At 61.6% G+C, this 25,488-nt stretch carries 25 protein-coding genes, 1 tRNA gene and 1 other RNA gene; 8 read left to right on the top strand and 19 right to left on the bottom strand.

Going from position 1 to position 25,488, the window contains the following annotated elements; translation table 11 throughout:
• Positions 1–374: 374 nt before the first annotated feature.
• Complete coding sequence (locus tag ACFWAD_RS00700; RefSeq protein WP_378540559.1) at positions 375–2,624, bottom strand: DNA polymerase III subunit gamma and tau; 2,250 nt, start codon at positions 2,622–2,624, stop codon at positions 375–377.
• A 162-nt stretch (positions 2,625–2,786) separates the two neighbouring features.
• Between ACFWAD_RS00700 and ACFWAD_RS00705 the strand changes: the two genes are divergently transcribed.
• A complete protein-coding gene (locus ACFWAD_RS00705; RefSeq protein ID WP_060939276.1) occupies positions 2,787–4,100 on the top strand; it encodes an ammonium transporter in 1,314 nt (437 codons plus the stop codon).
• Positions 4,101–4,121: 21 nt separating this feature from the next.
• On the opposite strand, the gene ACFWAD_RS00710 is transcribed toward ACFWAD_RS00705, so the two are convergent.
• The 7 genes from ACFWAD_RS00710 to ACFWAD_RS00740 all read right to left on the bottom strand — a co-directional run bounded on the left by ACFWAD_RS00710 (position 4,122) and on the right by ACFWAD_RS00740 (position 11,176).
• Positions 4,122–4,496: a carboxymuconolactone decarboxylase family protein gene (locus tag ACFWAD_RS00710; RefSeq protein WP_378540561.1), complete on the bottom strand. Its 375-nt coding sequence runs from the start codon at positions 4,494–4,496 to the stop codon at positions 4,122–4,124.
• Between the two features lie 8 nt (positions 4,497–4,504).
• A complete protein-coding gene (locus tag ACFWAD_RS00715; protein WP_378540563.1) occupies positions 4,505–6,094 on the bottom strand; it encodes a long-chain fatty acid--CoA ligase in 1,590 nt (529 codons plus the stop codon).
• Positions 6,087–6,710: an RBBP9/YdeN family alpha/beta hydrolase gene (locus ACFWAD_RS00720; RefSeq protein ID WP_378540565.1), complete on the bottom strand. Its 624-nt coding sequence runs from the start codon at positions 6,708–6,710 to the stop codon at positions 6,087–6,089. Before ACFWAD_RS00720 ends, ACFWAD_RS00715 begins: the two co-directional genes overlap by 8 nt.
• Positions 6,710–8,071, bottom strand: coding sequence for an MFS transporter (locus ACFWAD_RS00725; protein ID WP_378540567.1), 1,362 nt, complete (start codon positions 8,069–8,071; stop codon positions 6,710–6,712). Before ACFWAD_RS00725 ends, ACFWAD_RS00720 begins: the two co-directional genes overlap by 1 nt.
• A 96-nt stretch (positions 8,072–8,167) precedes the next feature.
• Positions 8,168–9,220: a 3-keto-5-aminohexanoate cleavage protein gene (locus ACFWAD_RS00730; protein WP_378540569.1), complete on the bottom strand. Its 1,053-nt coding sequence runs from the start codon at positions 9,218–9,220 to the stop codon at positions 8,168–8,170.
• A gap of 51 nt (positions 9,221–9,271) precedes the next feature.
• Positions 9,272–10,171: a TauD/TfdA dioxygenase family protein gene (locus ACFWAD_RS00735; protein WP_378540571.1), complete on the bottom strand. Its 900-nt coding sequence runs from the start codon at positions 10,169–10,171 to the stop codon at positions 9,272–9,274.
• A 30-nt stretch (positions 10,172–10,201) separates the two neighbouring features.
• Positions 10,202–11,176 (bottom strand): quinone oxidoreductase family protein, encoded by a 975-nt coding sequence (locus tag ACFWAD_RS00740; protein ID WP_378540573.1) that lies wholly within the window; start codon positions 11,174–11,176, stop codon positions 10,202–10,204.
• Between the two features lie 201 nt (positions 11,177–11,377).
• On the opposite strand from ACFWAD_RS00740, the gene ACFWAD_RS00745 reads away from it, so the two are divergent.
• Complete coding sequence (locus ACFWAD_RS00745) at positions 11,378–12,382, top strand: AraC family transcriptional regulator (protein WP_378540575.1); 1,005 nt, start codon at positions 11,378–11,380, stop codon at positions 12,380–12,382.
• Here ACFWAD_RS00745 and ACFWAD_RS00750 read toward each other — a convergent pair.
• The gene (locus tag ACFWAD_RS00750) at positions 12,375–13,400 is read right to left on the bottom strand and encodes a YeiH family protein (RefSeq protein ID WP_378542875.1); all 1,026 of its coding nucleotides are present in this window, start codon (positions 13,398–13,400) and stop codon (positions 12,375–12,377) included. The two genes, ACFWAD_RS00745 and ACFWAD_RS00750, sit on opposite strands and share 8 nt — an antisense overlap.
• Positions 13,401–13,522: 122 nt before the next feature.
• Here ACFWAD_RS00750 and ACFWAD_RS00755 point away from each other — a divergent pair, with 122 nt between their 5' ends.
• The gene (locus tag ACFWAD_RS00755; protein ID WP_378540577.1) at positions 13,523–14,431 is read left to right on the top strand and encodes a LysR family transcriptional regulator; all 909 of its coding nucleotides are present in this window, start codon (positions 13,523–13,525) and stop codon (positions 14,429–14,431) included.
• Positions 14,432–14,438: 7 nt separating this feature from the next.
• Here the strand turns inward: ACFWAD_RS00755 and ACFWAD_RS00760 are convergent, their stop codons facing one another.
• The 4 genes from ACFWAD_RS00760 to ffs all read right to left on the bottom strand — a co-directional run bounded on the left by ACFWAD_RS00760 (position 14,439) and on the right by ffs (position 17,926).
• Positions 14,439–15,020 carry an HhH-GPD-type base excision DNA repair protein gene (locus ACFWAD_RS00760; protein ID WP_378536882.1) on the bottom strand — a complete coding sequence of 194 codons (582 nt, stop codon included), beginning with the start codon at positions 15,018–15,020 and terminating at the stop codon, positions 14,439–14,441.
• An 18-nt stretch (positions 15,021–15,038) separates the two neighbouring features.
• The gene (locus ACFWAD_RS00765) at positions 15,039–16,394 is read right to left on the bottom strand and encodes a glycosyltransferase 87 family protein (protein WP_378540579.1); all 1,356 of its coding nucleotides are present in this window, start codon (positions 16,392–16,394) and stop codon (positions 15,039–15,041) included.
• A 98-nt stretch (positions 16,395–16,492) separates the two neighbouring features.
• Positions 16,493–17,785: an aminotransferase class I/II-fold pyridoxal phosphate-dependent enzyme gene (locus tag ACFWAD_RS00770; RefSeq protein ID WP_378536874.1), complete on the bottom strand. Its 1,293-nt coding sequence runs from the start codon at positions 17,783–17,785 to the stop codon at positions 16,493–16,495.
• A 41-nt stretch (positions 17,786–17,826) separates the two neighbouring features.
• An RNA gene (gene ffs, locus ACFWAD_RS00775) (signal recognition particle sRNA small type) lies at positions 17,827–17,926 on the bottom strand.
• A 136-nt stretch (positions 17,927–18,062) separates the two neighbouring features.
• Here ffs and ACFWAD_RS00780 point away from each other — a divergent pair.
• Positions 18,063–18,150 (top strand) — tRNA-Ser (locus tag ACFWAD_RS00780).
• A 57-nt stretch (positions 18,151–18,207) separates the two neighbouring features.
• Here ACFWAD_RS00780 and ACFWAD_RS00785 read toward each other — a convergent pair.
• From ACFWAD_RS00785 to ACFWAD_RS00800, 4 genes are read right to left on the bottom strand one after another with little or no spacing between them, the layout of a single operon-like run.
• Positions 18,208–18,639 carry a YbaB/EbfC family nucleoid-associated protein gene (locus ACFWAD_RS00785; protein ID WP_378540581.1) on the bottom strand — a complete coding sequence of 144 codons (432 nt, stop codon included), beginning with the start codon at positions 18,637–18,639 and terminating at the stop codon, positions 18,208–18,210.
• The gene (locus ACFWAD_RS00790) at positions 18,636–19,205 is read right to left on the bottom strand and encodes a hypothetical protein (protein WP_378540583.1); all 570 of its coding nucleotides are present in this window, start codon (positions 19,203–19,205) and stop codon (positions 18,636–18,638) included. The genes ACFWAD_RS00785 and ACFWAD_RS00790 overlap by 4 nt, the downstream gene beginning before the upstream one ends.
• On the bottom strand, positions 19,202–20,950 hold the full coding sequence (locus ACFWAD_RS00795) for an alpha/beta hydrolase (protein WP_378540585.1): 1,749 nt from the start codon (positions 20,948–20,950) through the stop codon (positions 19,202–19,204). The genes ACFWAD_RS00790 and ACFWAD_RS00795 overlap by 4 nt, the downstream gene beginning before the upstream one ends.
• On the bottom strand, positions 20,951–21,259 hold the full coding sequence (locus ACFWAD_RS00800; RefSeq protein ID WP_378540587.1) for a hypothetical protein: 309 nt from the start codon (positions 21,257–21,259) through the stop codon (positions 20,951–20,953).
• 140 nt (positions 21,260–21,399) lie between these two features.
• Between ACFWAD_RS00800 and ACFWAD_RS00805 the strand changes: the two genes are divergently transcribed.
• Positions 21,400–22,218, top strand: a complete 819-nt coding sequence (locus ACFWAD_RS00805) for a pentapeptide repeat-containing protein (protein WP_378540589.1) — start codon at positions 21,400–21,402, stop codon at positions 22,216–22,218.
• Between the two features lie 22 nt (positions 22,219–22,240).
• On the opposite strand, the gene ACFWAD_RS00810 is transcribed toward ACFWAD_RS00805, so the two are convergent.
• The gene (locus ACFWAD_RS00810; protein WP_007731580.1) at positions 22,241–22,549 is read right to left on the bottom strand and encodes a DUF6191 domain-containing protein; all 309 of its coding nucleotides are present in this window, start codon (positions 22,547–22,549) and stop codon (positions 22,241–22,243) included.
• 133 nt (positions 22,550–22,682) lie between these two features.
• On the opposite strand from ACFWAD_RS00810, the gene ACFWAD_RS00815 reads away from it, so the two are divergent.
• The 3 genes from ACFWAD_RS00815 to ACFWAD_RS00825 all read left to right on the top strand — a co-directional run bounded on the left by ACFWAD_RS00815 (position 22,683) and on the right by ACFWAD_RS00825 (position 24,173).
• Entirely contained in the window at positions 22,683–23,030 is a 348-nt protein-coding gene (locus tag ACFWAD_RS00815; RefSeq protein WP_378540591.1) for a response regulator transcription factor, read from the top strand.
• 63 nt (positions 23,031–23,093) lie between these two features.
• Positions 23,094–23,354 (top strand): winged helix-turn-helix domain-containing protein, encoded by a 261-nt coding sequence (locus ACFWAD_RS00820; protein WP_378540593.1) that lies wholly within the window; start codon positions 23,094–23,096, stop codon positions 23,352–23,354.
• Positions 23,355–23,393: 39 nt separating this feature from the next.
• Positions 23,394–24,173, top strand: a complete 780-nt coding sequence (locus tag ACFWAD_RS00825; protein ID WP_378540595.1) for a helix-turn-helix domain-containing protein — start codon at positions 23,394–23,396, stop codon at positions 24,171–24,173.
• 23 nt (positions 24,174–24,196) lie between these two features.
• Here the strand turns inward: ACFWAD_RS00825 and ACFWAD_RS00830 are convergent, their stop codons facing one another.
• Complete coding sequence (locus ACFWAD_RS00830; protein ID WP_378540597.1) at positions 24,197–25,486, bottom strand: MFS transporter; 1,290 nt, start codon at positions 25,484–25,486, stop codon at positions 24,197–24,199.
• Positions 25,487–25,488: the final 2 nt, after the last annotated feature.

Consider the following 25,488-nt stretch of genomic DNA (forward strand, 5'->3'; position numbering starts at 1 on the left):
CAATGCCGAATATGTGGCCAATTCGCCGAATGTCCCAAATTGGTCGATCGACACAAAACAAACATCTGCAAGGTTCAATCTGAACATTCGTGACACGCTGAGAGTTAGCAATATTGATCGAACGTCGGTCGATCGACAAGAAATCTCAGATATTCTTCGGCGGTCATCGTACGAATCGAGGTTTCGTTACAGCGAAACTGGGCGAACAAATGTGCCAGCAAACCAGCCACAGCATTTTCAGCATTGACTGACCGAGCGACTGCACCCTCGACGCCCGCGAAGAGCAACGACGAGTCACTTATAACGATTCGATCACGCGACCTGTCTCGAGACATTCCGGCCGTTGTTCCGCCCACAAGGGACGCGTCAGCGACTCAACTTTCGAGTCTGCGGGCTCCAAGGACGTCCTTGAGTAGTTCCTTGGCAACATCCTCGGGATCGCGTCTGGCCGTCGGGTCCGCGGGCTCGGCCGCCTCCGCGAACATTTCGTCCTCGTCCTCACGCGTTGCAGGCGGAGGAGTCGCCTCGTAGTCGACCTCGGGAGCGGGGGCCGGTCCAGGGTCTTCCGGGTAGTCGGGAGCCTCGGGCGGCGGAATGTCGTCCGAATCCCCACGCTGGGGCTGCGGAGCCTTGGGCTGCTGCGCCGCGCGTTCCTGACTGGGGCGCGAGAATCGCGGCGCAGCGGCAGGGCGAGTCGGAGCCTCTGCCGCCTTTGAAGTGCTCGATGTCGCCGGCGCGGGCGGCGCACCTTCCTGGTACTCGACTTGCCAAGTACCACCGAACATTTCGGCAAGGACCTCGCAAATGACCGCCGCGTTGTGCGGTTGCGTCACACGAGCACCCAGGACCGGTGAGCCGTGAGCGATGACAACGACATGTCCACGCACGTCGTGAACCGTCGCAGCGGACAGCATGGCCGGAAGAACCTTGTTTCGTTCACCGACCTTGTTGCGCAGGGTGTTCCACGATTCACGAAGCGTCTCGACCGTGGGGCCTGCCGAAGCCGGCGCAACTTCTGCAGCCGCCGGCTCCTCGTACTCGGGCTCGGGCTCGTAGTCGGGTTCCGGCTCGGAAAGTCCGATCGGCTCTTCCGCTTCGACAGTAGCTGGAGTCGGTAGTTCAACCACGGGAGCTTCAACCACTGGAGCTTCGACAACCGGCGGTTCGGCAACGGTGGGTTCGGCAACGGCGGGTTCGGCAACGGTGGGTTCGGCAACGGGCGGCGCCACGATCTCGACGACTGGGGGCTCGACGACGGGAACTGCCGCTACCGGAGGCTCGACGACAGGAGCCTCGACAACCGGCGGCGCCGCCGCGGGAGCAGGCGCGGCTGGTTCCGGCCGTGCCTCAGGCTCGGCCTTACGTTGGGAGGGCCGTTGGAACTTGGAAGCAATCTCCGGTTCGAGCGGCGGCACGGTCGGTGCCGGCGTTGCTGCCGCGCGAGGGGCAGCGGCAGCCGCGACTCCGGCAGCCGGAATACCTTGTTCCAGGCGCTCGAGCCGCTGCAATACAGCTGACTCGGTATCCGAAGCAGAGGGAAGCAGCATTCGCGCGCACATCACTTCGAGCAGCAGCCGCGGCGCCGTCGCCCCACGCATTTCGCTGAGCCCGGCATGGACGGTCTCGGCGAAACGGGTGAGCGTGGCCGGACCGACTCGCTGAATCTGCTCACGCATCGTGACCAGCTCCGCCTCGGGTGCGTCGACCAACCCTCGTTCGCTGGCGTCGGAGACAGCCTGCATCAAAATGAGATCACGCAGACGTTCGAGGAGATCCAGCGCGAAGCGGCGTGGGTCGTGACCGGCGTCCATCACGCGATCGACAGTGCCGAACAAGGCGGCTCCGTCACTGGCGGAGAGAGCATCGACGGCTTCGTCGATGAGCGCGACGTCGGTGACTCCGAGAAGGGAGAGCGCGCGCGGATACGTGACACCTTCTTCTCCGGCGCCCGCGAGCAGCTGATCGAGGACACTCAACGAGTCTCGAGGCGAACCCCCGCCGGCCTTGATGACCAGTGGATACACCGCAGGCTCGACCGGTACGCCCTCCTGGGCGCAGATCTTTTCCAGGAGTCCGCGCATGGTCGACGGCGCCAACAGACGGAACGGGTAATGGTGTGTACGCGAGCGAATGGTGGGGAGAACCTTTTCGGGTTCCGTCGTCGCAAAGATGAAGATGAGGTGTTCCGGCGGCTCTTCGACAATCTTGAGCAGCGCGTTGAAGCCCGCCGCCGTCACCATGTGTGCCTCGTCGATGATGAAGACGCGATAACGAGAAGCGGCCGGTGCGTGGAAGGCCTTGTCTCGGAGTTCTCGCGTGTCGTCGACGCCACCGTGACTTGCGGCGTCGAGTTCGGTGACGTCCAGGTTGCCTGTGCCGCCCGGGCCCAGCGAAACGCACGAGTCGCACACGTCGCACGGCGTCGAGGTCGGACCCTTCTCACAGTTCAGTGAACGCGCAAGGATGCGCGCCGACGACGTCTTTCCACAGCCACGTGGGCCGGAAAAGAGATAGGCATGGTTGATGCGTCCGGTGTCGAGGGCCGTGCTGAGCGGTGCGGTGACATGCTCCTGCCCCACCACCTCGGCGAAGGACGCGGGTCGATACTTCCGGTACAGGGCCACGCGCAAAGACTACCGGCGACCCACGACAGGTGGTCCGGTGCGGGTGCAACGCCGACTTCTCCCGAAACATGTTCGCAACACAATCGCAGTGCGTAGGAAACCGCACGCACGCATCGTGGGTTCCGTGCACGCGGGCTGGTCCGCGTGCGTGAGGAGAAGACTGTGCCCGCCACCATCGATGCCGGAGCAACTGCCTGGTTGCTCGTCAGTACTGCACTGGTACTTCTGATGACGCCAGGACTGGCACTGTTCTACGGCGGCATGGTCCGCTCGACCGGCGTCCTCAACATGATCATGATGAGCTTCGTCTCGATCGCACTCGTCACTGTTGCGTGGTTGTTCGTGGGCTACAGCCTCGTGTTCGGCGACGATCACGGCGGCATCATCGGTGGACTCGAGCACGTCGGAATGGCGGGCATCGACCCGTCGACCGTGCACGGGAACGTCCCGGAAGTGTTGTTCGCAACCTTTCAATTGACCTTCGCGATCCTTACTGCGGCACTGATCAGTGGTGCGATCGCCGACCGAGCGAAGTTCTCCGCCTGGATGATCTTCGTCCCCATCTGGTCCTTGCTCGTCTACGTCCCCGTCGCTCACTGGGTGTGGAATCCGCAGGGATGGCTCGCCCAGATGGGAGCACTCGACTACGCCGGTGGCCTCGTGGTCGAGATCGTGTCCGGAGCGTCGGGTCTGGCATTGGCCCTGGTCCTCGGCCAGCGGATGGGTTTCAAGGCCGAGTCGATGCGTCCGCACAATCTGCCGTTCGTCCTACTCGGCGTAGGCCTGCTCTGGTTCGGTTGGTTCGGATTCAACGCCGGCTCGGCCCTTGCGGCCGACGGTATGGCCTCGCAGATCTTCCTCAACACACTCGTCGCCGGTTGCACCGGACTACTCGGCTGGCTGTTCGTCGAGCAAAATCGTGACGGACACCCCACGACGTTCGGCGCAGCTTCGGGCGTCGTCGCCGGTCTGGTCGCGATCACCCCGTCGTGCGGAACGGTGAACATGTTCGGGGCGCTCGTCATCGGTCTGATCGCCGGCATCGTCTGCTCGTACGCCGTGGGATGGAAGCACAAGCTCGGCTACGACGACTCCCTCGACGTCGTCGGCGTGCACCTCGTCGGTGGAATCGTCGGCTCGTTGCTGATCGGACTCCTCGCGACGGCCGTGATGACGGGCGGTCCGGAAGGTTTGTTCTTCGGCGGTGGATTCGCGCAGCTGGGCAAGCAGTTCGTCGGTGTTGTCGTTGTTGCGCTCTACGCCTTCGGAGTCACCTACGGACTGGGAAAGCTCATCGACAAGACCTTCGGCTTCCGTATTTCGCGTGAAGACGAGGCCCGCGGCATCGACGTTGCCCTGCACGCGGAGTCCGCCTACGAGCATGGAGTCCTCGGGCACGGTCCGATCGGCGGACAGAACCCGAGCCCGTTCCTCCAGCGTCAGCGTGAGGAACGGGAGAACCGCGAGCGGGACTGACCGCCGTCACCGGTTCGCGATTCACCGGGTGTTCGCGATTTCCTCCATCAGGATCGGTACGCCGACGTTGCAGGAGTGAATCCCGACCACGGTGGTCAGTTTCAGCACCTCGAGAATCTCCTTCGGGGTCACTCCCATGTCGAGTGCGGCGCGAATATGGCGTCGTACGCCGGGCGCGTACATGTGTGTGCTCGCCGCATCGACGGCTATGCACAGCAACTGGATCACCTGAGGTGACAGCACCCCACTGTTCCAGGGCTGCATTGCCGTCGTCATGTACAGCTCGGTCCACTCGGGATCCAGCTCCGAAAGGCCGTCCCACAACGGATTCCAGCCACCCGAATCCTTCATGGCCTGGGTGACGGGAAATGCTTCATTTGCTCGAACGTCAGTCATCGATCTCCTCAGACAATCGAAAATGCTTGATTCAGTTCACGTTTGAGAATCTTTCCGGTTGCCGTCATCGGCAGCGACGGCACGAACTCGATGCGGCGCGGATATTTGTAGGCGGCCATCTGTTCCCGCGACCATTCCACGAGATCCGATTCGGAGACCTCTTCACTCGGCTCTCGGATCACGAACGCGACAACTTCTTCGCCGAGGCTCGTGTCCGGCACCCCGACGACGGCGACGAGTGAGACGGCCGGGTGAGCGAGCAGAACCTCTTCGATTTCGCGTGGGTAGACGTTGAATCCGCCCCGCACGATCATGTCCTTCGCTCGATCGACGATGTAGTAATTCCCGTCGGTATCGACCCGTGCCAGATCCCCGGTGCGAAACCATCCGTCGCACATGACTTCCGACGTCGCCTCCGGTCGATTGAAATAGCCCTTCATGACGTTGTGCCCGCGAATGGCCAACTCGCCCACGTCGTCGGGGCCGGTGATCGTGCTCCAGGAGTCATCGACGAGCCTCGCTTCGACGCCCCAGATCGGCACGCCGATCGAACCGGGCCGGGGATCGCCCTCGGGGTCACTGAACAAGGCCAGCGGAGAGGTCTCGGACAGTCCGTACCCTTCGAGGATCTGAACCCCGAAGCGTTCCTTGAACCGCGTCAAGATTTCGACGGGAAGCGCTGCGCCACCTGAGATCGCGCACCGCATGTTCTGTGCAATGGTTCCGACATCCACCCCGGATCTCACTACCTCGTCCAGCACGCCGAGCAGTCCCCAGTACATGGTCGGGACGCCCGCGAAGACCGAGATCTTTTCGTGTTCCATGATCTCGAGTGCCGCGGTCGCATCGAAGCGTGGCATCAACACCAACGTGGCACCGACGCAGATTCCCGCATTCATGGTCACTGTCTGGCCGAACGAGTGGAACAGTGGCAAAGTCAGGAGATACCGCTCGTGCATGGAGGGAACGCTCTCGAACAACCGGTTGGTGGACAGTGCATTCAAGACCATGTTGCAGTGAGTGAGTTCGGCGCCCTTGGGTTTTCCGGTTGTGCCGCTGGTGTAGAGAATAACCGCGGTGTCCGTCGGTTCACGAACAACCACGGCTGCAGTTGTTTCCGTTTCCGGCACGGATGCCAGTGCTTCGCCTAGAGTCTCGACTCCGGAGATCGACGACGGTGCGCCCGACTCGGCAGTGATCACGATCAGGGAAGAACAACTCTCGCTCTGCTCGAACCCGGCAATGGCGTACTCGGCTATCGGCAATTCGAGACTTCCCTCGAAACAGAAGTACAGCTTTGCTTCCGAATCATCCAAGTGATAGGCGATTTCACGCCCCTTCAGCAAGATGTTCAAGGGAACGACGACGGCCCCGGCCTTGAGAATTCCGTAGTAGACAATCGGAAACTCGAGAACGTTCGGGCAGGACAACGCCACCCTGTCACCTGGCGCGACACCCCGCGAGACGAGCAGTTGCGCGATGCGATTCGCGTAGGCGTCGAACTGCGCATACGTCAGCCGCGCTTCCCCGAGCACCAGCGCATCCCGTTCCGGATATCGCCGGGCCGAGTCTTCCAGCAGAGCAGCAAGATCAAGCACGACTGTGTTCCTCCTGCTCCACGGAATCCGTCGTATGAGATGGGGCAGCGTGCGACACCGACTCGAGCAGTTCCCACACCAACGATTCCGCCCGCGGCCAATACCCATACCCGGACGCCGGATTGAGATGTCCGACCTCGCCCAGATCCAGCAACCGACTCCCCCATCCTTCAGCCAAACCCACAACTCGGCGATAGCCGGCCAGCGGATCGTTCCGGCTCGCCGCGACCGTGCTCGGAAACGGCAGACGCTGACGCGGTATCGGTAGCCACCCGTGTCGGTCGAGATCTTCGAGAGACGGATAAGACTCGGGCAGCGGAAGTTCGAGATCTGCCGGCGTGACCAGAAGGGCGCCCGCAACTTCTCGATGATGCGCCCTCGCCCAGTGAGCAACGGTCATGACTCCGGCGCTGTGCGCGACCAGGACAACCGGCCCGCAGACACTTGTCAGCACCACGTCCAATGCCGCAACCCTGGCATCTCGACTGAGCTTGTCGGTCTCGAGGGGAGGAACCGTCAAAACATTGTCCAGGCCGCGTTCGAGGTGAGTCTGCCAATGATCCTCGACGTGATCGCGCAATCCGGGAACTATTACTACCGTGGATGATTCATTCATTACGAACTCCGAACGTCTGTTACTTCGGTGGCGCCCGGGATCTCGGGCCGCTTCTGCAACGTCGCCAACCGCCTCATCCCGGCGGGATAAGCACGCTTGCCGGCTACCAACGCGAGGGCTGCGGCGACATAGACGAACGGCGAAAGCTGTAGAGCACCGAGAAGACCCAGGTGATCGGCGAGGATACCGACCACGAACGGACCGAGCGCCAACCCCAGAAGGTTGTTGGCAACGGTGAGCGTTCCCATGGCGGATGCTCGAATCGAATGATGGGTAAGGTTCGCGACCATCGCTGCCGTCGGCCCCGACGAACCGGCGGAGAAGAAGGCACCGATACCGAGCAACACGAGTTGTGCTGTCCCCGTGCCTAACCGGAGCCCGATGCTCAGCGTCACCAATGAGATGGCGCAGTAGACGATGGCGGTGGTCCATTTCCGCGCCGAATCGTCGCGGCTGAATCTGTCTGTGATGAAACCGCAGACCACCATCCCGCTTCCGACCAGGAGGACGAACACGGATGCCGTGACGCCGGCCTTGTCCGGGGCCAAATCGTAGTAGCGATTGAAGAAGCTCGGCAACCACGCCAGAAGTACAGCGGCGGTGAACATCTGGAGACCACCACCGATGTAGGCGAACAATACGGCCGGATTGGTGAACAACGATGACACCGGCGCGCGAAAGCCGTCGCGCCTGAGCGCTTCCCCGGCAGCATCCGGCGCGGCCTCGACGGCGTAGGCCGTAAGCTTCTTCTCGGTGACGAGGGCACGGAAGAGCGCAACCAGAATCAGACCGAAGATCGCCATGGCGGCGAAAGACCACCGCCAACTGAACTGAACTGCGATGAACCCACCGATTGCCACACCGATGACCGAACCGAACGATCCACCGGCCATGAAAGCACCGGCGAGAGCTGCGTGCACACGGGGCGCAAACACACTGAGCACCACGGCGATACCCACGCTGCCGTACGCCGCTTCACCGACACCGACCAAGAACCTTGCGCCCAACATCTGTTCGTAGGTCTGAGCGATAGCGCACAGCAACGTCGCGACACTCCACAACACCGCCATCAAGATCAAGCTCTTGACGCGCCCCCAGCGGTCCGCGAGCAGCGACAACGGGAACGTCAACAGCCCGACCATCAATGCCACCACGCTGCTCAGGGAGGCAAGGTGCGAATCGGAAAGATCCCAGTCGGCTTTCAGGATCGGGAAGACCGCACTGAGTACCTGCCGCGACATGTAGTCCGAGAGAAGAAGACCGAAAGCCAGGGCAAAAACGATCCACGGGTATAACTTTCGTCGTCCGCCGATTCCGAGCGCGGTGTCCACACGTGGTGTGGCGGGAGCTTGCAGTCCCATGACTCTCCTAGGAGTACTCGAGGTAGACCGGGGGCTTCGGGGGTACGAACCGTCGCGGTTCGTACCCCCGGAACTGTTGTACGAGAGGGTGCGGACTCAGGCGTGCTGCGTGAATCCCAGCTGACCGATCCGGCGGTTGGGTGCATAACCCAACTTCGCCAACGTCTCGTCGGTGTCGGCATACGTCTCACCGATCCGGTAGATGTCGCGAGCTTCCTTCGCGGTAGCCACTTCGCGGCCCAATTCGCCTGCAATGCGCACCAACTGCTCGATCTGCTGCACCGATGTCATCTTCTCGCCCTTGCGGCCCCAGATGGTGTCCTCGTTGCCGCAACGAGCGTGCAAGCCCATCGCGATCGCCATCGTGTTCACCGGCAGGACGCTACGCATCAGCGTTTCGAGCGTCAGGCAGGCTCCGTCGGGAACGCGCTGCACGAAGTTCATCATGTTGTACGGGTTGGGGCCGTCGAAGCCGCCGCCGATTGCGACCCACGTGAGGTTGACCGGACCCGTGTAGATGCCGCGGCGGATCAACCGCTCCACCGTTTCGAGCTGCGGAATACTCGACAACTGGAAATGGGGCTGGATGCCGGCGGCCTGCAGCCGGCGCAGGTGCTCTGCCACCCATTCCGGACCGGCGGGCACGGTCATCTCCCGATACGTATCGGCCAATTCCGGACGCTGCATCGACGTACCCGCGATGTCGTCGTCGGTTATCAGTTCCATGATGTTCATCTGGCTGGTGTTGATCGCGATCGTCACCTGATCAGGAGCCGGCTCCAATTCCGCCAGCATGTGACGCACATCGTCGGACAACCACTTCGCATCGGCACCTTCCCCTTCCGGAGCAAACGAAATCGAACCGCCGACCTGCAGAATCATCTCGGGAACGGCCTCACGCAAGCGACCGAGAAGCTCGTTGAACTTCGACAGACGCTTCGAGCCCTTTCCGTCGAGTTCACGCACGTGGATGTGGAGAACTGTGGCACCGGCGTTGAAACAGTCGACGGCTTGCTGGACGTGCTCGTCCATCGACAGCGGTAGGTCTTCTGCAAAATCGTCCGGCTCCCACTCCGGTCCGTAGGGAGCAACGGTGATGACAAGCTTGTCCTGGGTTTCGGGGAACAGTGAATCGTCGTGGAAATGCATAGCGTGACTCCGATCGAGTGAATGAATTATCTTCGGGGCTGGGAAGAGAGATCAGAACGGTGCGTCGCCGATGATTCCGGCGCGCTCCATCTTTCGAACTGCGGGCCAGTAGTCCTGCACCGCGTAATGCTGTGTCGAACGGTTGTCCCAGATCGCGACGCTGTTCTCGGTCCAGCGCCACCGAACCTGATACTCGGGAATCTGGGCCTGACTGGCCAGGTAGGTGAGCAGGTTTCCGGCGCCGGGGGCGTAATCGATTCCGTAGCGGACGTTCTCGGGCGTGTGATAGTTCACGAGGTGCGTGGCAAACGAGTTGACGAATAGAATCTTCTCGTCGGTCTCCGGATGTGTTCGTACCACGGGATGTTCGGCGTCGGGAAAGCGTTCCCTCAGTTGGTGGCGCTGTTCGATCGGCATCCGAGCGCCGAAGGTCGACTCGATACTGTGCCTGGCACGCAGGTCCTTGATCTGCTCCTTGACCCGCGCCGGCAGATTCTCGTAGGCGAGTGCCATGTTCACCCAAATCGTGTCGCCGCCGACAGGAGGTGTTTCCACACAACGCAATACACATCCCATGGGCGGGTTGACGCGCCAGGTGGCGTCGCAGTGATACGCATTCTCGAAGTGCTCCGGCGGGCTGTCCAGGTCTTTGTAGATGCGGACCAGGCCCGGATGGTCGGGATCACTGCCCAGAGCTGGATGATCCTCCAGTTCACCGAATCGCTGGGCAAGTTCTACGTGCTCGGCTTTGGAGAAGTTCTGGTCGCGAAAAAACAGGACCTTGTGCTCGAGTAACAATGCCTTGATTTCGGCGAAGAGTGCATCGTCTCGCGCGACCTCTCCGAGATCCACCCCGGACAACTCTGCCCCGATCGAACAGGTCAATTTCTCGACGTGGATCGTGCTGGTCGACGGGAGCAGGTTTTCTGTCAACGTTGCAGTATTGGTCATGACAATTCCTCTGGGAAGTGCTGTTTCGGTTCAGACGGAGAAGACGGAGGAACCGATACTGCGACCGGACTCCATGTCGTGGTGCGCGCGCACCGCATCTTCGAGGGGGTATCGCTGGTTGATCTCGATCTTGATTCGCCCGGACTCGACGTGTGAGAACAGTTCGCCCGCCAATTCGGCACGTTCTGCGGGATCTGCGATGTAGTCAGCAAGTGCCGGACGGGTGACGAAGAGAGATCCCTTGACTGCCAACTGCATTGCCTGAATCGGCGGAGTAGGTCCGGACGCCGTTCCGAAGCACACCAGCAGCCCGCGCCTGGCAAGGCAATCGAGTGAGATGTCGAAGGTGGACTGCCCGATGCTGTCGTACACAACCGGCACGCCGACGCCCCCGGTGATCTCCTTGACGCGTGCGACGACGTCCTCGCGGGTGTAGATGACGACTTCATCGCACCCGTGCGCACGGGCAACGCTCGCTTTCTCGTCGCTCGACACCGTGCCGATCACTTTGATTCCCAACAGTTTTGCCCACTGGGTGAAGATCAGTCCGACACCACCGGCCGCGGCATGCAGCAAGACGGTGTCCCCCGCTTTCAACGGGTAGATGCGACGCAGAAGGTAGGCGGCGGTCAACCCTCGCATGGTCATGGCGGCTGCGGTGTCGAAGGCAATGCCGTCGGGAAGCGCGATCAGGTCGGACGCCGCCATGATCCGCTCGGTGGCGTACGCCCCCAGCGGACTGCCGGTGTAGGTCACGCGGTCCCCCACGGCAAAATCGACGACTCCTTCGCCGATCTCTTCGACCACGCCAGCGCCCTCGACTCCCATCCCGGCAGGCAATTGCGCAGGATAGAGGCCACTTCGAAAGTAGGTGTCGGCGAAGTTCAGCCCCACCGCCTCATGGCGAACCCGAACCTCTCCAGCACCCGGTCGTCCTACCTCGATCTCTTCCCAACGCATGACGGACGGTGTGCCGATCTCGTGGAATCGAATGGCGTTTGCCATCAATGCTCTCCAATTCTGTGGGGCGGGCTCGACTCGATTGCGATCGAGCTGCATTCGTACGCAACAACTTCCAGAAGTCGGTGCTCGACTTCGTGGTCGTGCCGAACTGATGTGAACAAAACTATGTGAGATCCGGCTCACATGCTTAACTTGACGAGACACACAACACAACATTTCGGGACATCGAGTAAAGGGGGCCCTATGAAGCCACTCGCCCGCTACGCATCACTGAACCGCTACGTCGACCTGTGCCGAACGGTGGACGTGGACGCCGTGGGCCTCATGAGGAGTGTCGGCCTGAGTCCGGCAAGCCTGGCGAACCCGGACCAATGGGTTCCGGCCGCCTCGATCGCGTCGCTCCTGGAGCGATCGGCAGCGGAGTCCGGACACGAAGACTTCGGACTCCTACTCGCCGGCCTGCGTCGACTGTCCAATCTCGGCCCCCTCAGCTTGGTCATCAGGGAAGAACCAGACGTCAGGAGCGCACTCGACGTACTGATGCGATACGAGCACACGTACAACGAGTCATTGCGCATCCGATTGAACGAAGTCAACGGACTCGCGACCCTGCGAGTCTCGCTCGAGGTCGGCGAACCGGTCGACACCAGACAGAGCGTCGAACTCGCAGTCGGCGCAACGCTGCAGATCCTGCGGAGTTTCCTGGGTTCTCGATGGCAACCGGTCAGCGTCGGATTCACGCACAATGCTCCGAAAGACACGAGCACGCATCGGCGAATCCTCGGCGACACGGTGGAATTCGATCACGAGTTCACCGGCATCGTCTTCTTCGCCGCCGACCTGGATGCGGCCAACCAACTGTCCGACGAGTTACTCCGGCCGTACGCTCGCCAGTTTCTCGACTCACTTCCTGCCTCGGAAACTTCCGATACCCTCAGCCGCACCAGGGAATTGATCGAAGTTCTGCTTCCGACCGGCCGGTGCTCTGTCGAGCAGGTGGCACGAAGCCTCGGGTTCGACCGGCGGACACTGCACCGTCATCTCGCCGAATCCGGAGATACGTTCACGGCCGTTCTCAATTCGGTTCGAAGCACCCTTGCGGAAAGATTTGTCGCCAATCCTCGCTATTCGTTGACCGAAGTCGCGGTACACCTCGGGTTTTCGACGCAAGGCAGCTTCTCGAGGTGGTTTCGCACTCAGTTCTCGACGAGCCCCAGCGCATGGCGGACCCAGCACTCGATCAGCTGACCAACACGACTCCGACGTAGGCGATCGTTGCCACCCACACAGTGGAAATCGCGGCCAGCACGAACGGTCGGGCGCCCACTCCTCGAATGACGCTCAGGCGCACACCCAGGCCGAGCGCGAACATCGCAGCGGCCAACAGTATCGTCTGCGCCGTCTTCGCCAGTCCCAGAAGCTCATCCGGCAAGATGCCCGTGGAGCGCAAGCCCATACAGCCGATGAACGCCACGACGAACAACGGAATCAGCGGAGGACGCTTCGCTGCAGTGTTGTCGGCCATCGTGCGTTGCCGGATGCTCAGAAATGCCATGACCGGCGCCAACATCAACACACGCGCCAGTTTCACGATGGTCGCGACACCCAACGCGGTTGCGCCGAGAGCGCTGCCGGCAGCCACTACTTGCGCAACCTCGTGGATCGAGCCACCGGCCCACATGCCTGCACCAATCTCGCTCATACCGAAACTTCTGGCCAACAACGGGATTGTCGGAATCATCAGAGTTCCGAAGATCACCACCAGTGCAACAGCGGTGAGCAACTCTTCCTCCCGCGCACTCACAACACCGTCCGCAGCAGCCACAGCGGCAGCACCACAGATCGAGAAGCCGCAGGCGATCAGAATTCTCTGCGTCCAACTCAATCCGAGAAGTTTTCCGGCATACATGGTTCCGGCGATACCGAGGAACACGATCGCCACCACAACGGCAATCACTCCCCAGCCCAGACCGACGATGTCGGAGAACATCAATTGCAGCCCGAGCAGAGCGATGCCCACCCGGAGTAGTCGTTTCGCCGAGAATGCCAGACCAGGTTGGAGTTTCGCCGGCAAGGCAACGGTGTTCGCCACCGCCGCACCCGCCACGATCGCAATCAGCAACGGACTCACTGCAGAGGTGAACTGACCGATCACCAGCGCGAACGCGGCGCCGAAAGCGCACAGCGCAAGTCCGGGCACCAATGCAGCGACGCTCGACCACCGTCGTACTTCTGACGAAGGGGCGACTGGTGGTTTCGCGGCCACGGACTTCACATCACGGTTCACTCATCCAGAGTCGTTCAGGGATCATTACTCCGGTAGGGCGATTTCTACCATCACGACATATCAAATCGATCTGAACATGAAGCTGGGTATAGCCTGTTTGCATGACCAGACGGTGGCCAGACCTCACCACTCTCGAGCTACTCATCGGCATCGATGACCACGGAAGTCTCAGTGCTGCAAGCCGTTCAGTGAATATTGCGCAGCCGAATGCAAGCCGCGCCGTGAAAGCACTCGAGCGACAACTCGGGATGCCACTCATTCACCGAAGATCAACGGGGGCGACATTGACGCCCCAAGGGACCGTCATCGTTCACTGGGCCCGCCGCGTCCTCGCCAACTCGAGCCAGCTTCTCGACGTGGCCGAAGGGATGCGGACCGAACGATCCGCGGAATTGACCGTCTGTGCCAGCATGACCGTCGCCGAACATCTGATCCCGGCCTGGCTCGGCATCTTTCGGTCACTACATCCTGGTGTCACCGTCCACCTTCAGGTCTACAACTCGACTCGCGTCCTCGAAGCCGTCGAGGTGGGAATGTGTGACCTCGGATTCGTCGAGTCGCCGACCACTCCGAAGAGCCTGTCCAGCGTCACCGTCGCGCGTGACTCGCTGGTCGTGGTCGTCCATCCGGATCATCCATGGGCGCGTCGACGAAAAACGCTGACCGTCGCCGAACTGGCAGCGACACCGCTGCTGGTGCGCGAACCCGGATCGGGAACCAGAACAACTCTCGACCTGGCGTTGCACGAATACGAGCGAGGTGCGCCCTTGTTGGAACTGGGCAGTTCGGCCGCGATTCGAACCAGCGTGCTCGGTGGCGTCGGCCCGGCGGTACTGAGCACGCTGGCCGTCGACGACCAGGTGAAGCAAGGAGAGCTTCGGGTCGTAGCCGTCGAAGGCTTGGATCTCGACCGATCCCTACGTGCAGTGTGGCGCCCGCCGCGTCAGCTCGAGGGCCCCGCAGGCGACCTGATGAAAGTAGTGCGTGCGAGCGGGTCCCGGAAATCCTGAAAGCGGCTTACTTCTTGTCGGCCTTCGCTGCGGCCTTTGCGGCCTTCTTGAACTCACGGACCTCGAGCAAAGACTGCTCGTCGACCACGTCGGCAATCGAACGCCTCGAACCTTCGAGGCCGTAGTCGCCGGCAGCTTCACGCCAACCCTTCGGCTCGACGCCGATCTGCTTGCCGAGCAATGCAAGGAAGATCCGGGCTTTCTGGTCGCCGTAACCGGGCAGAGCCTTGAGCCGCTTCAGCACTTCCTTGCCATCGGGGTTGCCCGAAGTCCAGATCGCCGCGGTGTCGCCGTCGTAGTTCTCGACGATGAACTGGCACATGAGCTGGATGCGCTCGCCCATCGACTTGGGGAATCGGTGCACAGCCGGGGGCTCGGCACAGATCGCGATGAACTCGTCGGTGTCCATGTCGGCGATTCGCCTGACATCGATGCTGCCGAGCCGATCCGCCAGCTTCTTCGGACCGAGGAAGGCCGTTTCCATCGGAACCTGTTGATCGAGAAGCATTCCGATCAGCAAAGCCAACGGGTCTTCGGCGAGGAGGGCATCAGCTTCGGGGTCACCGACAAGGTTCAGATGAAGTGCCATGAGTCCGATACTGCCACGTCAGGCAGCAGTTGAGACCGGCGCCGACGCATCCGGCGCCGGAATCTTCCACTTCTTCCAGCCGAACAGAACCAAGGTCGAGACCGCGGCAAGCGTGAAGACCCAGAGGTAGACGCCGACGGTCGGAATCCGCAGATACTCGGGCGGCACGAACATGAACAGGCCCATTCCGATGAAGCGATCCGTACCCGGAATGACCGACGGGTCCCACCAGGTGTGAGACCAGTTCAAGACCGGGAGCAGGAAAACGAACGGCGCCACCCACGCCCAGCGCTTCTTAGACACCATCGCGTAGTGCGCGGCGAGGACGACCAGCGGGACGAACCACACCCAGTGATGACCCCACGAGAACGGCGAGACAGTGGTCGCCGTCAACCCCGTCATGGTGAGGCCGAGCAATTTCTGACCGTGCCGGTGAGCAACCCACGCGGCACCGAGTCCGAGGCACACCGCAAGCGCACTGAAGACGAGGACCAGAATCCGCGACGGCGTCGGAGTGTGAGTGAGCTGAGCGATCAAACCGGACACGGACTGATTGCTCGGAGCATCCGTCGGTCCGACGCGTTCGCTGTCGACGAGAGTGCCGGTCCAGTACTTGTACGCATCGTTGTAGATCACGACGAAGCCGATCGCAACGGTCGCAGCGAACGTCACGACGGCAGTCACCAACGCACGCCATTGGCGCGTGATGAACAGGTATGCCCAGAAGAAGGCCGGCGTGAGCTTCACACCCGCGGCAATACCGGCTCCGATTCCGCGGAGACGACTCTTCTCGTCCCGGCCTAGATCCCACACGATCAGGAGCAGCAGGAATATGTTGATCTGCCCGAGCCAGAGCGTCGTACGTATCGGTTCCATGAACAGGAAGATCGTGGTCGCCAACGCACTGACGGCGTACGTCTTCGCGTCGAGCCGATAACCGAGGTACTTCCAGCACAACACGATCACGGCGAACAAGGCTGCGATGTTCAAGCCTGTCCACACGACAATCGCCTGTTTGAACGAGAGCACCGCCCACACCGTGAACAGCAAAGCGGCAAACGGGGTGTACGTGAACATCATTCCTTGCAGAACCGGTCCGTCGTACAACGGAAGGCCCTGAACCACGACGCTGCCGCCGTGGCGGTAGACGTCGAGGTCGAGGAAGTTGTCGAAGATTCCCCAGTACCGCGTATTCATCGGCACCGCGAACAGGACCATCAGCACGGACGCGACTGCCAGAACGCCGAGTACGACGAACCCGAGAACCCCGACACGGAGACTGCGTCGCGGAATGTCTGCTTCGATGACCGACTCTGAATTCGCGGTGTGTGCCTCGAAAGAAGGCCCATCCGAAGCGTTGATCGCGCCCGTCACTACAACCTCCGGGATTCACACCCTATGTCGGGAATTGATGCTTCGAACGGTACAAGACCAGACCAAAAAGTACCGACCGGGCACGCCGCTTCGAACGCTCAGATCTCGGAGAGACGCGATTCGGTGGCTGCGAGCAGGACACACGTAGCGACGCCGTCCATGGCAACTTCGAGTTCAGCCGTGGACGGGAAACTCGGGGCCAACCGGATGTTCCGGTCATCCGGATCCGTGCTGTATGGGAAAGCCGATCCGGCAGCGGTGAGCGCGATACCGGCGTTCTTCGCCAGTTCGATGACTCGCTTGGCTGTGCCGTCGACCACGTCGAGGCTGATGAAGTATCCGCCCTTCGGCTCGGTCCAGGACGCGACCTTCGACGCACCGAGGCGGTCCTCGAGGATCCGCAATACGAGCTCGAACTTGGGCGCCAGGAACGCGCGATGCTTCTCCATGTGCGCACGAACGCCGTCGGCATTGCCGAAGAAACGCAGGTGGCGAAGCTGATTGACCTTGTCCGGCCCAATGCTCTTCTTGCCGAGGAACTTCTGGTACCAGGCAAGGTTTTCTGCCGAGCTACCGAAGAAGCTCACACCGGCGCCGGCAAAAGTGATCTTGGACGTCGACGCGAACACGAGCGGACGGTTGGGGTGTCCGGCCTCCGCTGCCATCGACAGAATGTCGTAGGAAGGTGCAGTCTCGCCGACGAGCGGATGCACGGCATACGCATTGTCCCAGTACAGGCGGAAGTCAGGCGCAGCTGTCGGCATCGACGCCAGCGTCCGGACAATTTCTTCGGAGTACACGGCACCGGTGGGGTTCGCGTAGACCGGAACAGCCCACATGCCCTTGATCTGCGGATCTGAGGCGACAAGTTCGGCGATCTTGACGACGTCAGGTCCGTCATGGTTCATCGGCACAGCGATCATCTCGATACCGAGAGACTCGGTGATCGCGAAGTGACGGTCGTAGCCCGGTGCGGGGCAGAGGAACTTGACCTTCTCTTCACGCGCCCACGGCCGAGCTGAATCCGGTGTGCCGTGCAGGAGTGAGAACACGACATTGTCGTGCATGATCTCGAGGCTCGCGTTGTTGCCGGCGAGAAGGTTCGCAACAGGGATACCCAGCAGCTCGCCGAAGATGGCGCGCAGTTCCGGCAGACCGGTGAGCCCACCGTAGTTACGGCAGTCGGTTCCGCTTCCGTCTCGGAAATCACCGTCGCCGGGCAGCGTCAGCAACGCTGCGGAAAGATCGAGTTGCTCCGGCGAAGGCTTACCGCGAGTCAGATCGAGTGCGAGCTTCTGCGCCTGGAGCTGCGTGTACTTCGCGCTCTGGCTCTCATGCTCGGAGGTGAGTTCTTCATGGCTCATCAACCCGATCTGGGTTTGGATAGGCATCCGGAGCGGCCTTTCACCGACGAGGCGGGGTCGGGTATGTGAAAAAATAGAGGACCCCGCGCACCCGGCAGAGCCCGTTGACCCTTGCTGCCTTCCGGCCCTGGGGGAGTTCACAGGATGCGCGCCGCGCGGGATCCAATGAACAGTGTAGACGGCTTTCGCCGGCCGCTGCACACCACCTACCGGGGTGGAGATGCAAACCCTGAGATCCACCGGTTCTTCGCAGGTCAGGCACCCGTTTAACGCTTCGCGCTCGCGATTGGGTATGCTGCTCCACGGAGGATTCGCCTAGTGGCCTATGGCGCTCGCCTGGAACGCGGGTTGGGTTAACGCCCTCAGGGGTTCAAATCCCCTATCCTCCGCCACAGGAACCCCTGTGAACTGCTGAGAAGCGGTTCACAGGGGTTCTTTTTTGCCCGAGTTCAGGCACGTCGCATGAACGAACCGCCGTCGAAGGGTAGGTCGTCGCCGACCGGCGCGCGGTCGGCTCGTCGCAGCACGTCAGGTTCGGGTGCGGCCGGTGTCTGATCGAACGCGTCCACTGCATTGAATGCGGTCATTGCCCTCGCGACACGAGGGTCGAGAAGGAGCGGGGCGCGTAGTTCCTGCGCCGCCGACGCTGCTGCCGCAGAAGCGGTTCGGTGAGCCGCTGTGATCGAGGCGGAGAGCGCAGCCGCGCCGACCCGAAGACAACCCTCGGTCAGTTGCAGGTCAGTGATCGTGCCGTATGCATCGACCTCCACGCTGACGGCACCACCTCCCGCCTCGGCGCGGGCGCGAACCTTCCCGACCTCGGCGTCGACTTGGCGAGCGAGAACAGTCAACTCGGGAAACGAGGATGCGGGCCCCGTCACGGCTGATCGATCTGCACCGGCGCGTTCGGATGATCCGACGCGTCGGGTCGGGGGAAGCACGGCGACGATCCAGCCAAACTTGCTCCCCGCGCATACTCGTCGAGAACCATTCGATATCCATCCGGCAAGATTGTTTCAGTACTCGTCGTATCCCCAGCGGAGTCGTACGTTCGCGATGCCCAGCCGCGCTCATCCCACAGATTGCGAATCGCATCGCCGAAACCTGGAATGCTCGAGGCGTCAGAAGACGTGAGGAAGTACGTCACCCCGTAGTCCACGGACGTGTCCTTCGACAGATTGCTGTCGTTGCACGGGACGGTGCTGCCCGGGCTGAGGGTGACCTTTTGGTTCAGCTCGGAATACCGCGTCAGGTAGGCGCCCTGCGGCAGTATCGCGATCGTTTCGGTCAGGTACTCGATCACCTTGGCTTGTGCTTGCGCGCGAGTCAGATTCACGTCAGCTTCCGTCACTTTTGCGTTCTCCGTCGTCGTACACGCCGACAGCAGCACTGCCACCGCGATACCGCTCGAACCGAATGCCCTACGGCGTCGAGTTGAGTTGGTCATGGCGCTCCTAGTCCCGCGATAACGTGGCCCATACCGGCAAGAGCCGGATTGTTGATTTCCCAGTACTCACTGTGTGCGGCCGGGTTGGGGAGCACACCCAACAGTCCGGCGTCGATCCCGGTCCCGGGTGCGGACTCGATGACAGTGGCGCCGAATCCGATCAACGGAAGATCGTTCGCGGGGTTCGCGCCGTGCGAGAGACCACCGAACACGTCTCCGATCATCGGAACCGGATCATTGGCCGCGGCCGTGGCGTATACGTGGCCGCCGACGTGTTCGGGGCTGATGCCCTCGAGCGAAAGTCCCTCGACCCGGTCCATTCCCACTCCAGGGCTTCCCACGAAGAACAGATCGTCCGCGTCGATGGACCGTCCGTCCGAGGCCGCAGCGCCGATCACGGTCGATCCGTAACTGTGCCCGATAACCGTGTTGTGCGAAGGCACACCATCGTGGGACGCGCGAAGTCCGTCTTGGAACCGGCCGAGCGATCCGGCGCCGCCGTCGGCATACCCGTCGAGACCTGCTTGCGGGATCGTTTGCGGCGCATCGTATCCGTACCAGGTCGTCACCGAAGTCGACCCTGAAATCCCGGCCCTTTCCAACGCCTTTTGTCCCGAATCCAACATGGCCTGTGAGCGATCGATGTCGCCGCCGATGGTTCCCAGGTGGCTGCCGGTGCCAGGTACGAACGTTGCGACGTTGGTCGCGGTATCCGGATTGTTCAGTGCCACGATGGCACGACCTTTGCCGTCGACGCCGAGCAGGTACTTCTCCGAATCACCCTCCTGAGCGAGAGCGAGGTCGATCTGGTCGGCGAGGACACCGTATCCGTCGAGACGCTGCCGCAGGTCCACGCGTTGCTGCTCCCACCGCTCGTAGTCGCGGCGCGCCTGCTGGTCCGCCTCGTCCACACCGCCCGCGTCTGACGGAATGTTGCGCCCCTGAGCCCAATCGGGGTGCTCACCGTCGAGATCGGAGAGTTCGGTCGACGTCGACGATTGCAGATTGCCGAGGTTGATCCGGTTGAAATGATCGCGATCTGCGGCCGGCATCCCGTCCCTGTTTCCGATTCCCGGATCGAACGCCGCGAGAGCATCTTTGTCGCTCGGGGACAGTGATTCCCAGAATTCGTTGAACTCCCTCGCGCCGTCCGGAGGGAACGCGTTGCCGTCCAGGATCGCGGCCACCTCCGCGCTCATGGTCGGCCGGGCGCCTGGGTGCTGTGCGAGATCGGTGAGGTCTCCTGCTGCCTTCGACAAGGCCGCGGCAGCATCCTCGTCGAGGCTTCCCGCCGTGTGCAGGGCAGGAATCAGTCGCGCCTCGAACCTACGTGCCTGCTCGTCGAACGCAGCCTGCCCCAAGATGTCGAGTGCGGTGTTGCCGCTTCCGTACCGAGGTGCGCTCACCCGGCCGTCGTCGGCAACAGCCACCCCCTCCGCGATCGCACCGTCGGCGATCTCGATCACCGCCGCTCGCGCCGGCTCCAACGCGGAAGCGGCTTCACTCAGCGCGTCGGCTTCGGCAAATACTCCCGTGGTGAGATGCGTCGCGGCGATACTGTCAGCTAGCGCTCGCGCCGATGCTGCAGCTGAGGCTTCGCCTTTCCAGTGATCGAGTGCGGAGTCGACCGAGCGGTGTGCCGATTCCACAGCACGCATGAAGTAGCGGTTCTTCTGCTCCAATTCCGTTGCAGCGGTAGCGAAACCAGCCGGATTCCACGCGCGGACCTGAGAGATCGTCGCCATCTACACAGCCGCCTGGTAGGCGGCCAGTCGGTTCCGGAAAGCAACCTCGACAGCCTCGTAGTCATTCGCGCTGAATTGGGCGGCGTCGGCCATCGACGTCAACATCTCCGAAGTAGCGCGGTATCCGGCGGTAATCGGGTCACCGGCCCGCGCGGCGGCGAGACCGCTTGCCGAATCCGGCATCGCTGCAGCCGCGTCAGCGAGAATTCCGGACACGTCGATGCCGGCGATCACGGCACTTTGGTCTCGCGCGGCGTTGGCCAACACCCGTAGCGACTCGACATCTGCTTGCAGTACTTCGTTCCCCACCCAAGCCCCCCGGCTTCGAATCGACGTGCGAAAAAGCAGAGTAACAGCGCATCGACTGCTTTAGAACCACGCAATTTCGTTTGACAGACTCACAAACCCGAAGACACACTTTCCGTCCAACCCAAAGATCGGGAGTACGCGTGATTGCCGGCCAGACCAATCTGCTCGCAGATTGCAGCAGTTGCTTCGGCCTGTGCTGCGTCGCGCTCCCCTTTTCCAAGTCTTCCGACTTCGCGGCCAACAAGAATGCCGGCGACCCCTGCAAGAACCTGCAGGAGGATTTCGGTTGCGGCATTCACACTGGATTGCGAAAGAAGGGCTTCACCGGTTGCACCGTCTACGACTGTTTCGGTGCGGGACAGAAGGTTTCACAGCATACCTACCACGGCGTCAGCTGGCGTGACGCCACTGAGACCGGGTCGGACATGTTCGAAACCTTCCCTGTCGTACGCCAATTGCACGAACTGCTCTGGTATCTCGCCGAAGCCCGCTCGCTGAAGCAGACCCACTCGATTCGGAAGGAACTCGACGCTGCACTCGCAGAGACCGAAACCCTGACCAACGGCACACCTTCGCAGATTCAAGCCGTTGACGTCTCAGCACACCGAGCGGCAGTCAACACACTGCTCTTGCAGACGGGTGACCTTGTGCGATCACCGATCTCAGGCAAGAAGGGTCGCAAACTCGACCACCGCGGCGCAGACCTCATCGGCGCCAAACTTCGTGGTTCCGATCTACGCGGGGCCAACTTTCGCGGGACCTATCTGATCGGGGCAGACCTCCGCGGCTGCGATCTCGATCGAGCCGACCTGATCGGTGCAGACTTACGCGGCACCGACATTCGCGGTGCAAAACTCCGCGGCAGCATCTTTCTCACTCAGTTCCAGATCAACGCGGCGATCGGCGATTCGGCTACCACGCTTCCCGATTCGTTGACCCGCCCCAGCCACTGGGCCTGAGCCAGACGACTGTTGGCGACTGTCAGCTCCGTCGACGGAGCACAACCTTGTTGGCTTCCGGATCGACGGACACCCACGGCGGGTCACCATCGGTTCCGTCCTCACGATGCATCAACGCACTCTGCCGTTGCTCGAATTCATGGTGCTTTGATCCCTGAAACAAGGCAGCAACCTCTTCGAAGCCCGCGGCCGATACCGGACGAGTCGTGCGTCCCCGGGTCCACGGCAGTGCCCGGCCGCCGGTGAGTCGGTTCCAGAGAGTCTCGGCGAATGCGAACAGGACCAGAAGCACGAGCAAGCCTGGCAGCGTCAACGCAAACAGAGTGCCCATGAGAGAAGTCTAGCGACTGACGCCCCCAATTCCGCGACTTCCGATTGGCCTACTTTGCCTAGCTCCTCGGTCCATGATCTGCAACAATGCAAGCTGTTACGACTAGTAACACCTTCGGGGGGAGGATTTTCACGTGAGTTTGATACTTGCAGCTACTGATCGTGCGGAGCTTGTCCAGACGCTCGGAACCGAATTAGTATATTTCGGGCACCAGGTACAGCTCGCCCGCACCGGGCGTCGACTACTCGACGACCTGGACACCGACAGTTTCGACATCGCCGTGATCGACCTACTGTTGCCGGACATCGACGGCTACGAGATCGCACGACAGATCCGCCTGCGCAGTTCGATGCCGATCATGATGTTGGTGGACACCCGCGAGGACATCGACGAAGCACCTCATCGCACTGTTTCGGACTTCGTGCTGAATCCGATCGATTCTCACGCGCTCGATCTTCGAGTCACCGCAATTCTTCGTTAAACCACACACCCCACTGCCGGCAAACACCTACGTCACGGTGACCTACTCCTCGATCGACGTGCGATGACGGCGACGATGGGCGGAAAGCTGCTGGTCCTCAGCCGGACCGAATGGCGAGTGCTCCTGGAACTGTCAACCGAGCCGGGGCGTGTGTACTCGCGTGATCACCTGATCCGAAACGTCTGGGGTTCCGCCCACGAAAAGACGCGTGTAGTCGACGCGACCATTCTCAGCCTGCGGTCCAAACTCGAATCCGATCCCGCGAAACCGAAATATATCAAAACGATTCGGGGGTTCGGATACCGCTTCGGCCCGGTCGACTGAACTCACCTTCGTGTCGGTGCCGCTCGATAAGCTCTTGCCATGGGTTGGTACACACCACAATCGGTCGCCCCGGATCTCTCCGACATCCTGGTGTGCGGCTGGACGGCGTGTGCAGAAGGCGAGCACCTCCTCGTGCCCGATGCGTGCATGGACGTGCTGTGGATACGTGGCGTCGGCATTCGCGTCTGTGGCCCCGAAACCGCTGCATGGTCATTCACTCTTCCGCCCGGAACACGCTCCGTGGGTGTTCGATTCCGCCCTGGATCAGCCTCGCCGATGCTGCGAACTTCGGCGTCCGAGCTTCGGGATTCTCGCGCCGACCTCGGCGATGTAACCGACGCACGTACAGAACGAATACTGTTGAACCGCTTGGAAAATTCCGAAGACCACAAACAGGTCTCCATCCTCGAAGATGCTGTCCGAAGTTGGGCAAGTTCGAGTTTCCGTCACGATCCGGTGATCAACCATGTTCGCACCGCACTGTCCGAACATTCGTGGAATGTCAGCTCGCTCGCCGACGCGGCGGCCCTGACTTCGCGCCAACTCCAGCGTCGTTGCAACGACGCCTTCGGGTACGGTCCTGCAACGCTGCGCGCAATCTTGCGTCTCCAGCGCTTCATGGCACTCGCTCGCAGTCGACCCGCGTTGGGACTCGCTGAATCCGCTGCCCACTGCGGATTCAGCGATCAGGCCCACTTGACGCGTGAATGCCGCCGAATCTCGTCGCTGACCCCGGCGGCTCTACTCCGAACCCAAGCCCCCGACTGGCACGGGTCGGATACCGTCGTCGCTCTGACCGAGGGCGACGCGGTCGCATAGGCGCGACCGTCGTTCCCTGGCCGTCACTTTTGACTGAAAAGCGTCCTTGCCGACCACAGGCCGCCAAGGGAAAGAACTGCGACCGTCATGTAGTAGTAACTCGGAGCGTCGAGCGAGCCTGTTGTACTGATCAACCAGGTCAATACCAACGGCGCGATTCCGCCGAGCAAAGTCACTCCGAGGTTGTACGACAAGGACATCCCGGTAGCCCGGATCTCCGCCGGGAACAGCGAACTCATCAAGGCAGGCAACGGACCGAACGCAAACGCCATGATGACCCCCAGGACCGAAACAACCAGGACGAGCGTCAGAGTCGACGGGTGATCGACCATCAATTTGAAGAGCGGCCAGGCCAACACGATTGCCGCGACGGCGGCCCAGGTCATGACTCGAGCAGGTCCGACCCGGTCTGCAAGATGACCGATCAACGGCACGGTGATCAAGGTGACCAGTCCGGCGACGATACCGCCGAGGTAGCCGGCCGAGGCGGATACTCCGAGATTCTTAACGGCAAACGTCGGCATGTACAAGATGAGATAGATCGAGATAGTCGCGACGCCGACTACTGCGGCACCGGTGAGCACCCGGCCGAGATGCCTGGTCAGCGTCGTCTTGAGTGGGGCCTTTTCCGGGACGCTCGTCTTGAAATCGTCCGTTTCGTCGAGCTTGGCACGGATGTAGAGACCGACCGGACCGACGATGATGCCGAAGAAGAACGGAACGCGCCAGCCCCACGAGTAAAGCGCTTCATGCGAGAGATGGGTATTGAGCACGTATCCGAACAGCGATGCCAGGAAAACCGAAGCACCCTGGCTGGCAACCTGCCAGGAAGAGTAGAACGCCTTCTTGTGCGGTGCAGTTTCCACGAGGAAGGTTGTAGCAGTACCGAATTCACCGCCAGCGGAGAATCCTTGAATGAGCCGCGAAACCAGGATGACGACGCCGGCCCACGGTCCGATCATCGAGGTCGTCGGTGCCACGGCCATGATGAGCGTGCCGATCATCATGAGCATCATCGTCAACGTCAAAGCGTTTTTGCGCCCGCGACGGTCTGCGTAGCTGCCGAGAACCATCCCGCCCAGTGGCCGGATGACGTACGAGATTGCGAACGTCGCGAACGTCAGTATCAAGCCGAGTGTGTTGTCGCCACCGGGAAAGAAGTTATGGGCGATGACCACTGCGAATGCCGCGTACACGATGACGTCGAACCACTCGAGCGCAGCGCCGAGTGAGCTGCTGATCACCGCCTTGCGAGCAGCGGCCAGGCGTTCCGGGGTGACTGTTCCGGAGGTTGGCGTAGTTGCCGTGGACATGG

Origin of the sequence: Rhodococcus sp. NPDC059969, assembly GCF_042738325.1 — a bacterium.
Taxonomy (GTDB): Bacteria; Actinomycetota; Actinomycetes; order Mycobacteriales; family Mycobacteriaceae; genus Rhodococcus_F.

Coding starts and splice junctions, on each gene's coding strand:
- ACFWAD_RS00820 (WP_378540593.1), top strand. CDS start 23,094: ATGACGGCGACGATGGGCGGAAAGCTGCTGGTCCTCAGCCGGACCGAA.
- ACFWAD_RS00720 (WP_378540565.1), bottom strand. CDS start 6,710: ATGAATGAATCATCCACGGTAGTAATAGTTCCCGGATTGCGCGATCAC.
- ACFWAD_RS00825 (WP_378540595.1), top strand. CDS start 23,394: ATGGGTTGGTACACACCACAATCGGTCGCCCCGGATCTCTCCGACATC.
- ACFWAD_RS00790 (WP_378540583.1), bottom strand. CDS start 19,205: ATGACCAACTCAACTCGACGCCGTAGGGCATTCGGTTCGAGCGGTATC.
- ACFWAD_RS00830 (WP_378540597.1), bottom strand. CDS start 25,486: ATGTCCACGGCAACTACGCCAACCTCCGGAACAGTCACCCCGGAACGC.
- ACFWAD_RS00810 (WP_007731580.1), bottom strand. CDS start 22,549: ATGGGCACTCTGTTTGCGTTGACGCTGCCAGGCTTGCTCGTGCTTCTG.
- ACFWAD_RS00760 (WP_378536882.1), bottom strand. CDS start 15,020: ATGGCACTTCATCTGAACCTTGTCGGTGACCCCGAAGCTGATGCCCTC.
- ACFWAD_RS00735 (WP_378540571.1), bottom strand. CDS start 10,171: ATGACCAATACTGCAACGTTGACAGAAAACCTGCTCCCGTCGACCAGC.
- ACFWAD_RS00770 (WP_378536874.1), bottom strand. CDS start 17,785: ATGCCTATCCAAACCCAGATCGGGTTGATGAGCCATGAAGAACTCACC.
- ACFWAD_RS00730 (WP_378540569.1), bottom strand. CDS start 9,220: ATGCATTTCCACGACGATTCACTGTTCCCCGAAACCCAGGACAAGCTT.
- ACFWAD_RS00725 (WP_378540567.1), bottom strand. CDS start 8,071: ATGGGACTGCAAGCTCCCGCCACACCACGTGTGGACACCGCGCTCGGA.
- ACFWAD_RS00755 (WP_378540577.1), top strand. CDS start 13,523: ATGACCAGACGGTGGCCAGACCTCACCACTCTCGAGCTACTCATCGGC.
- ACFWAD_RS00710 (WP_378540561.1), bottom strand. CDS start 4,496: ATGACTGACGTTCGAGCAAATGAAGCATTTCCCGTCACCCAGGCCATG.
- ACFWAD_RS00795 (WP_378540585.1), bottom strand. CDS start 20,950: ATGGCGACGATCTCTCAGGTCCGCGCGTGGAATCCGGCTGGTTTCGCT.
- ACFWAD_RS00740 (WP_378540573.1), bottom strand. CDS start 11,176: ATGGCAAACGCCATTCGATTCCACGAGATCGGCACACCGTCCGTCATG.
- ACFWAD_RS00745 (WP_378540575.1), top strand. CDS start 11,378: ATGAAGCCACTCGCCCGCTACGCATCACTGAACCGCTACGTCGACCTG.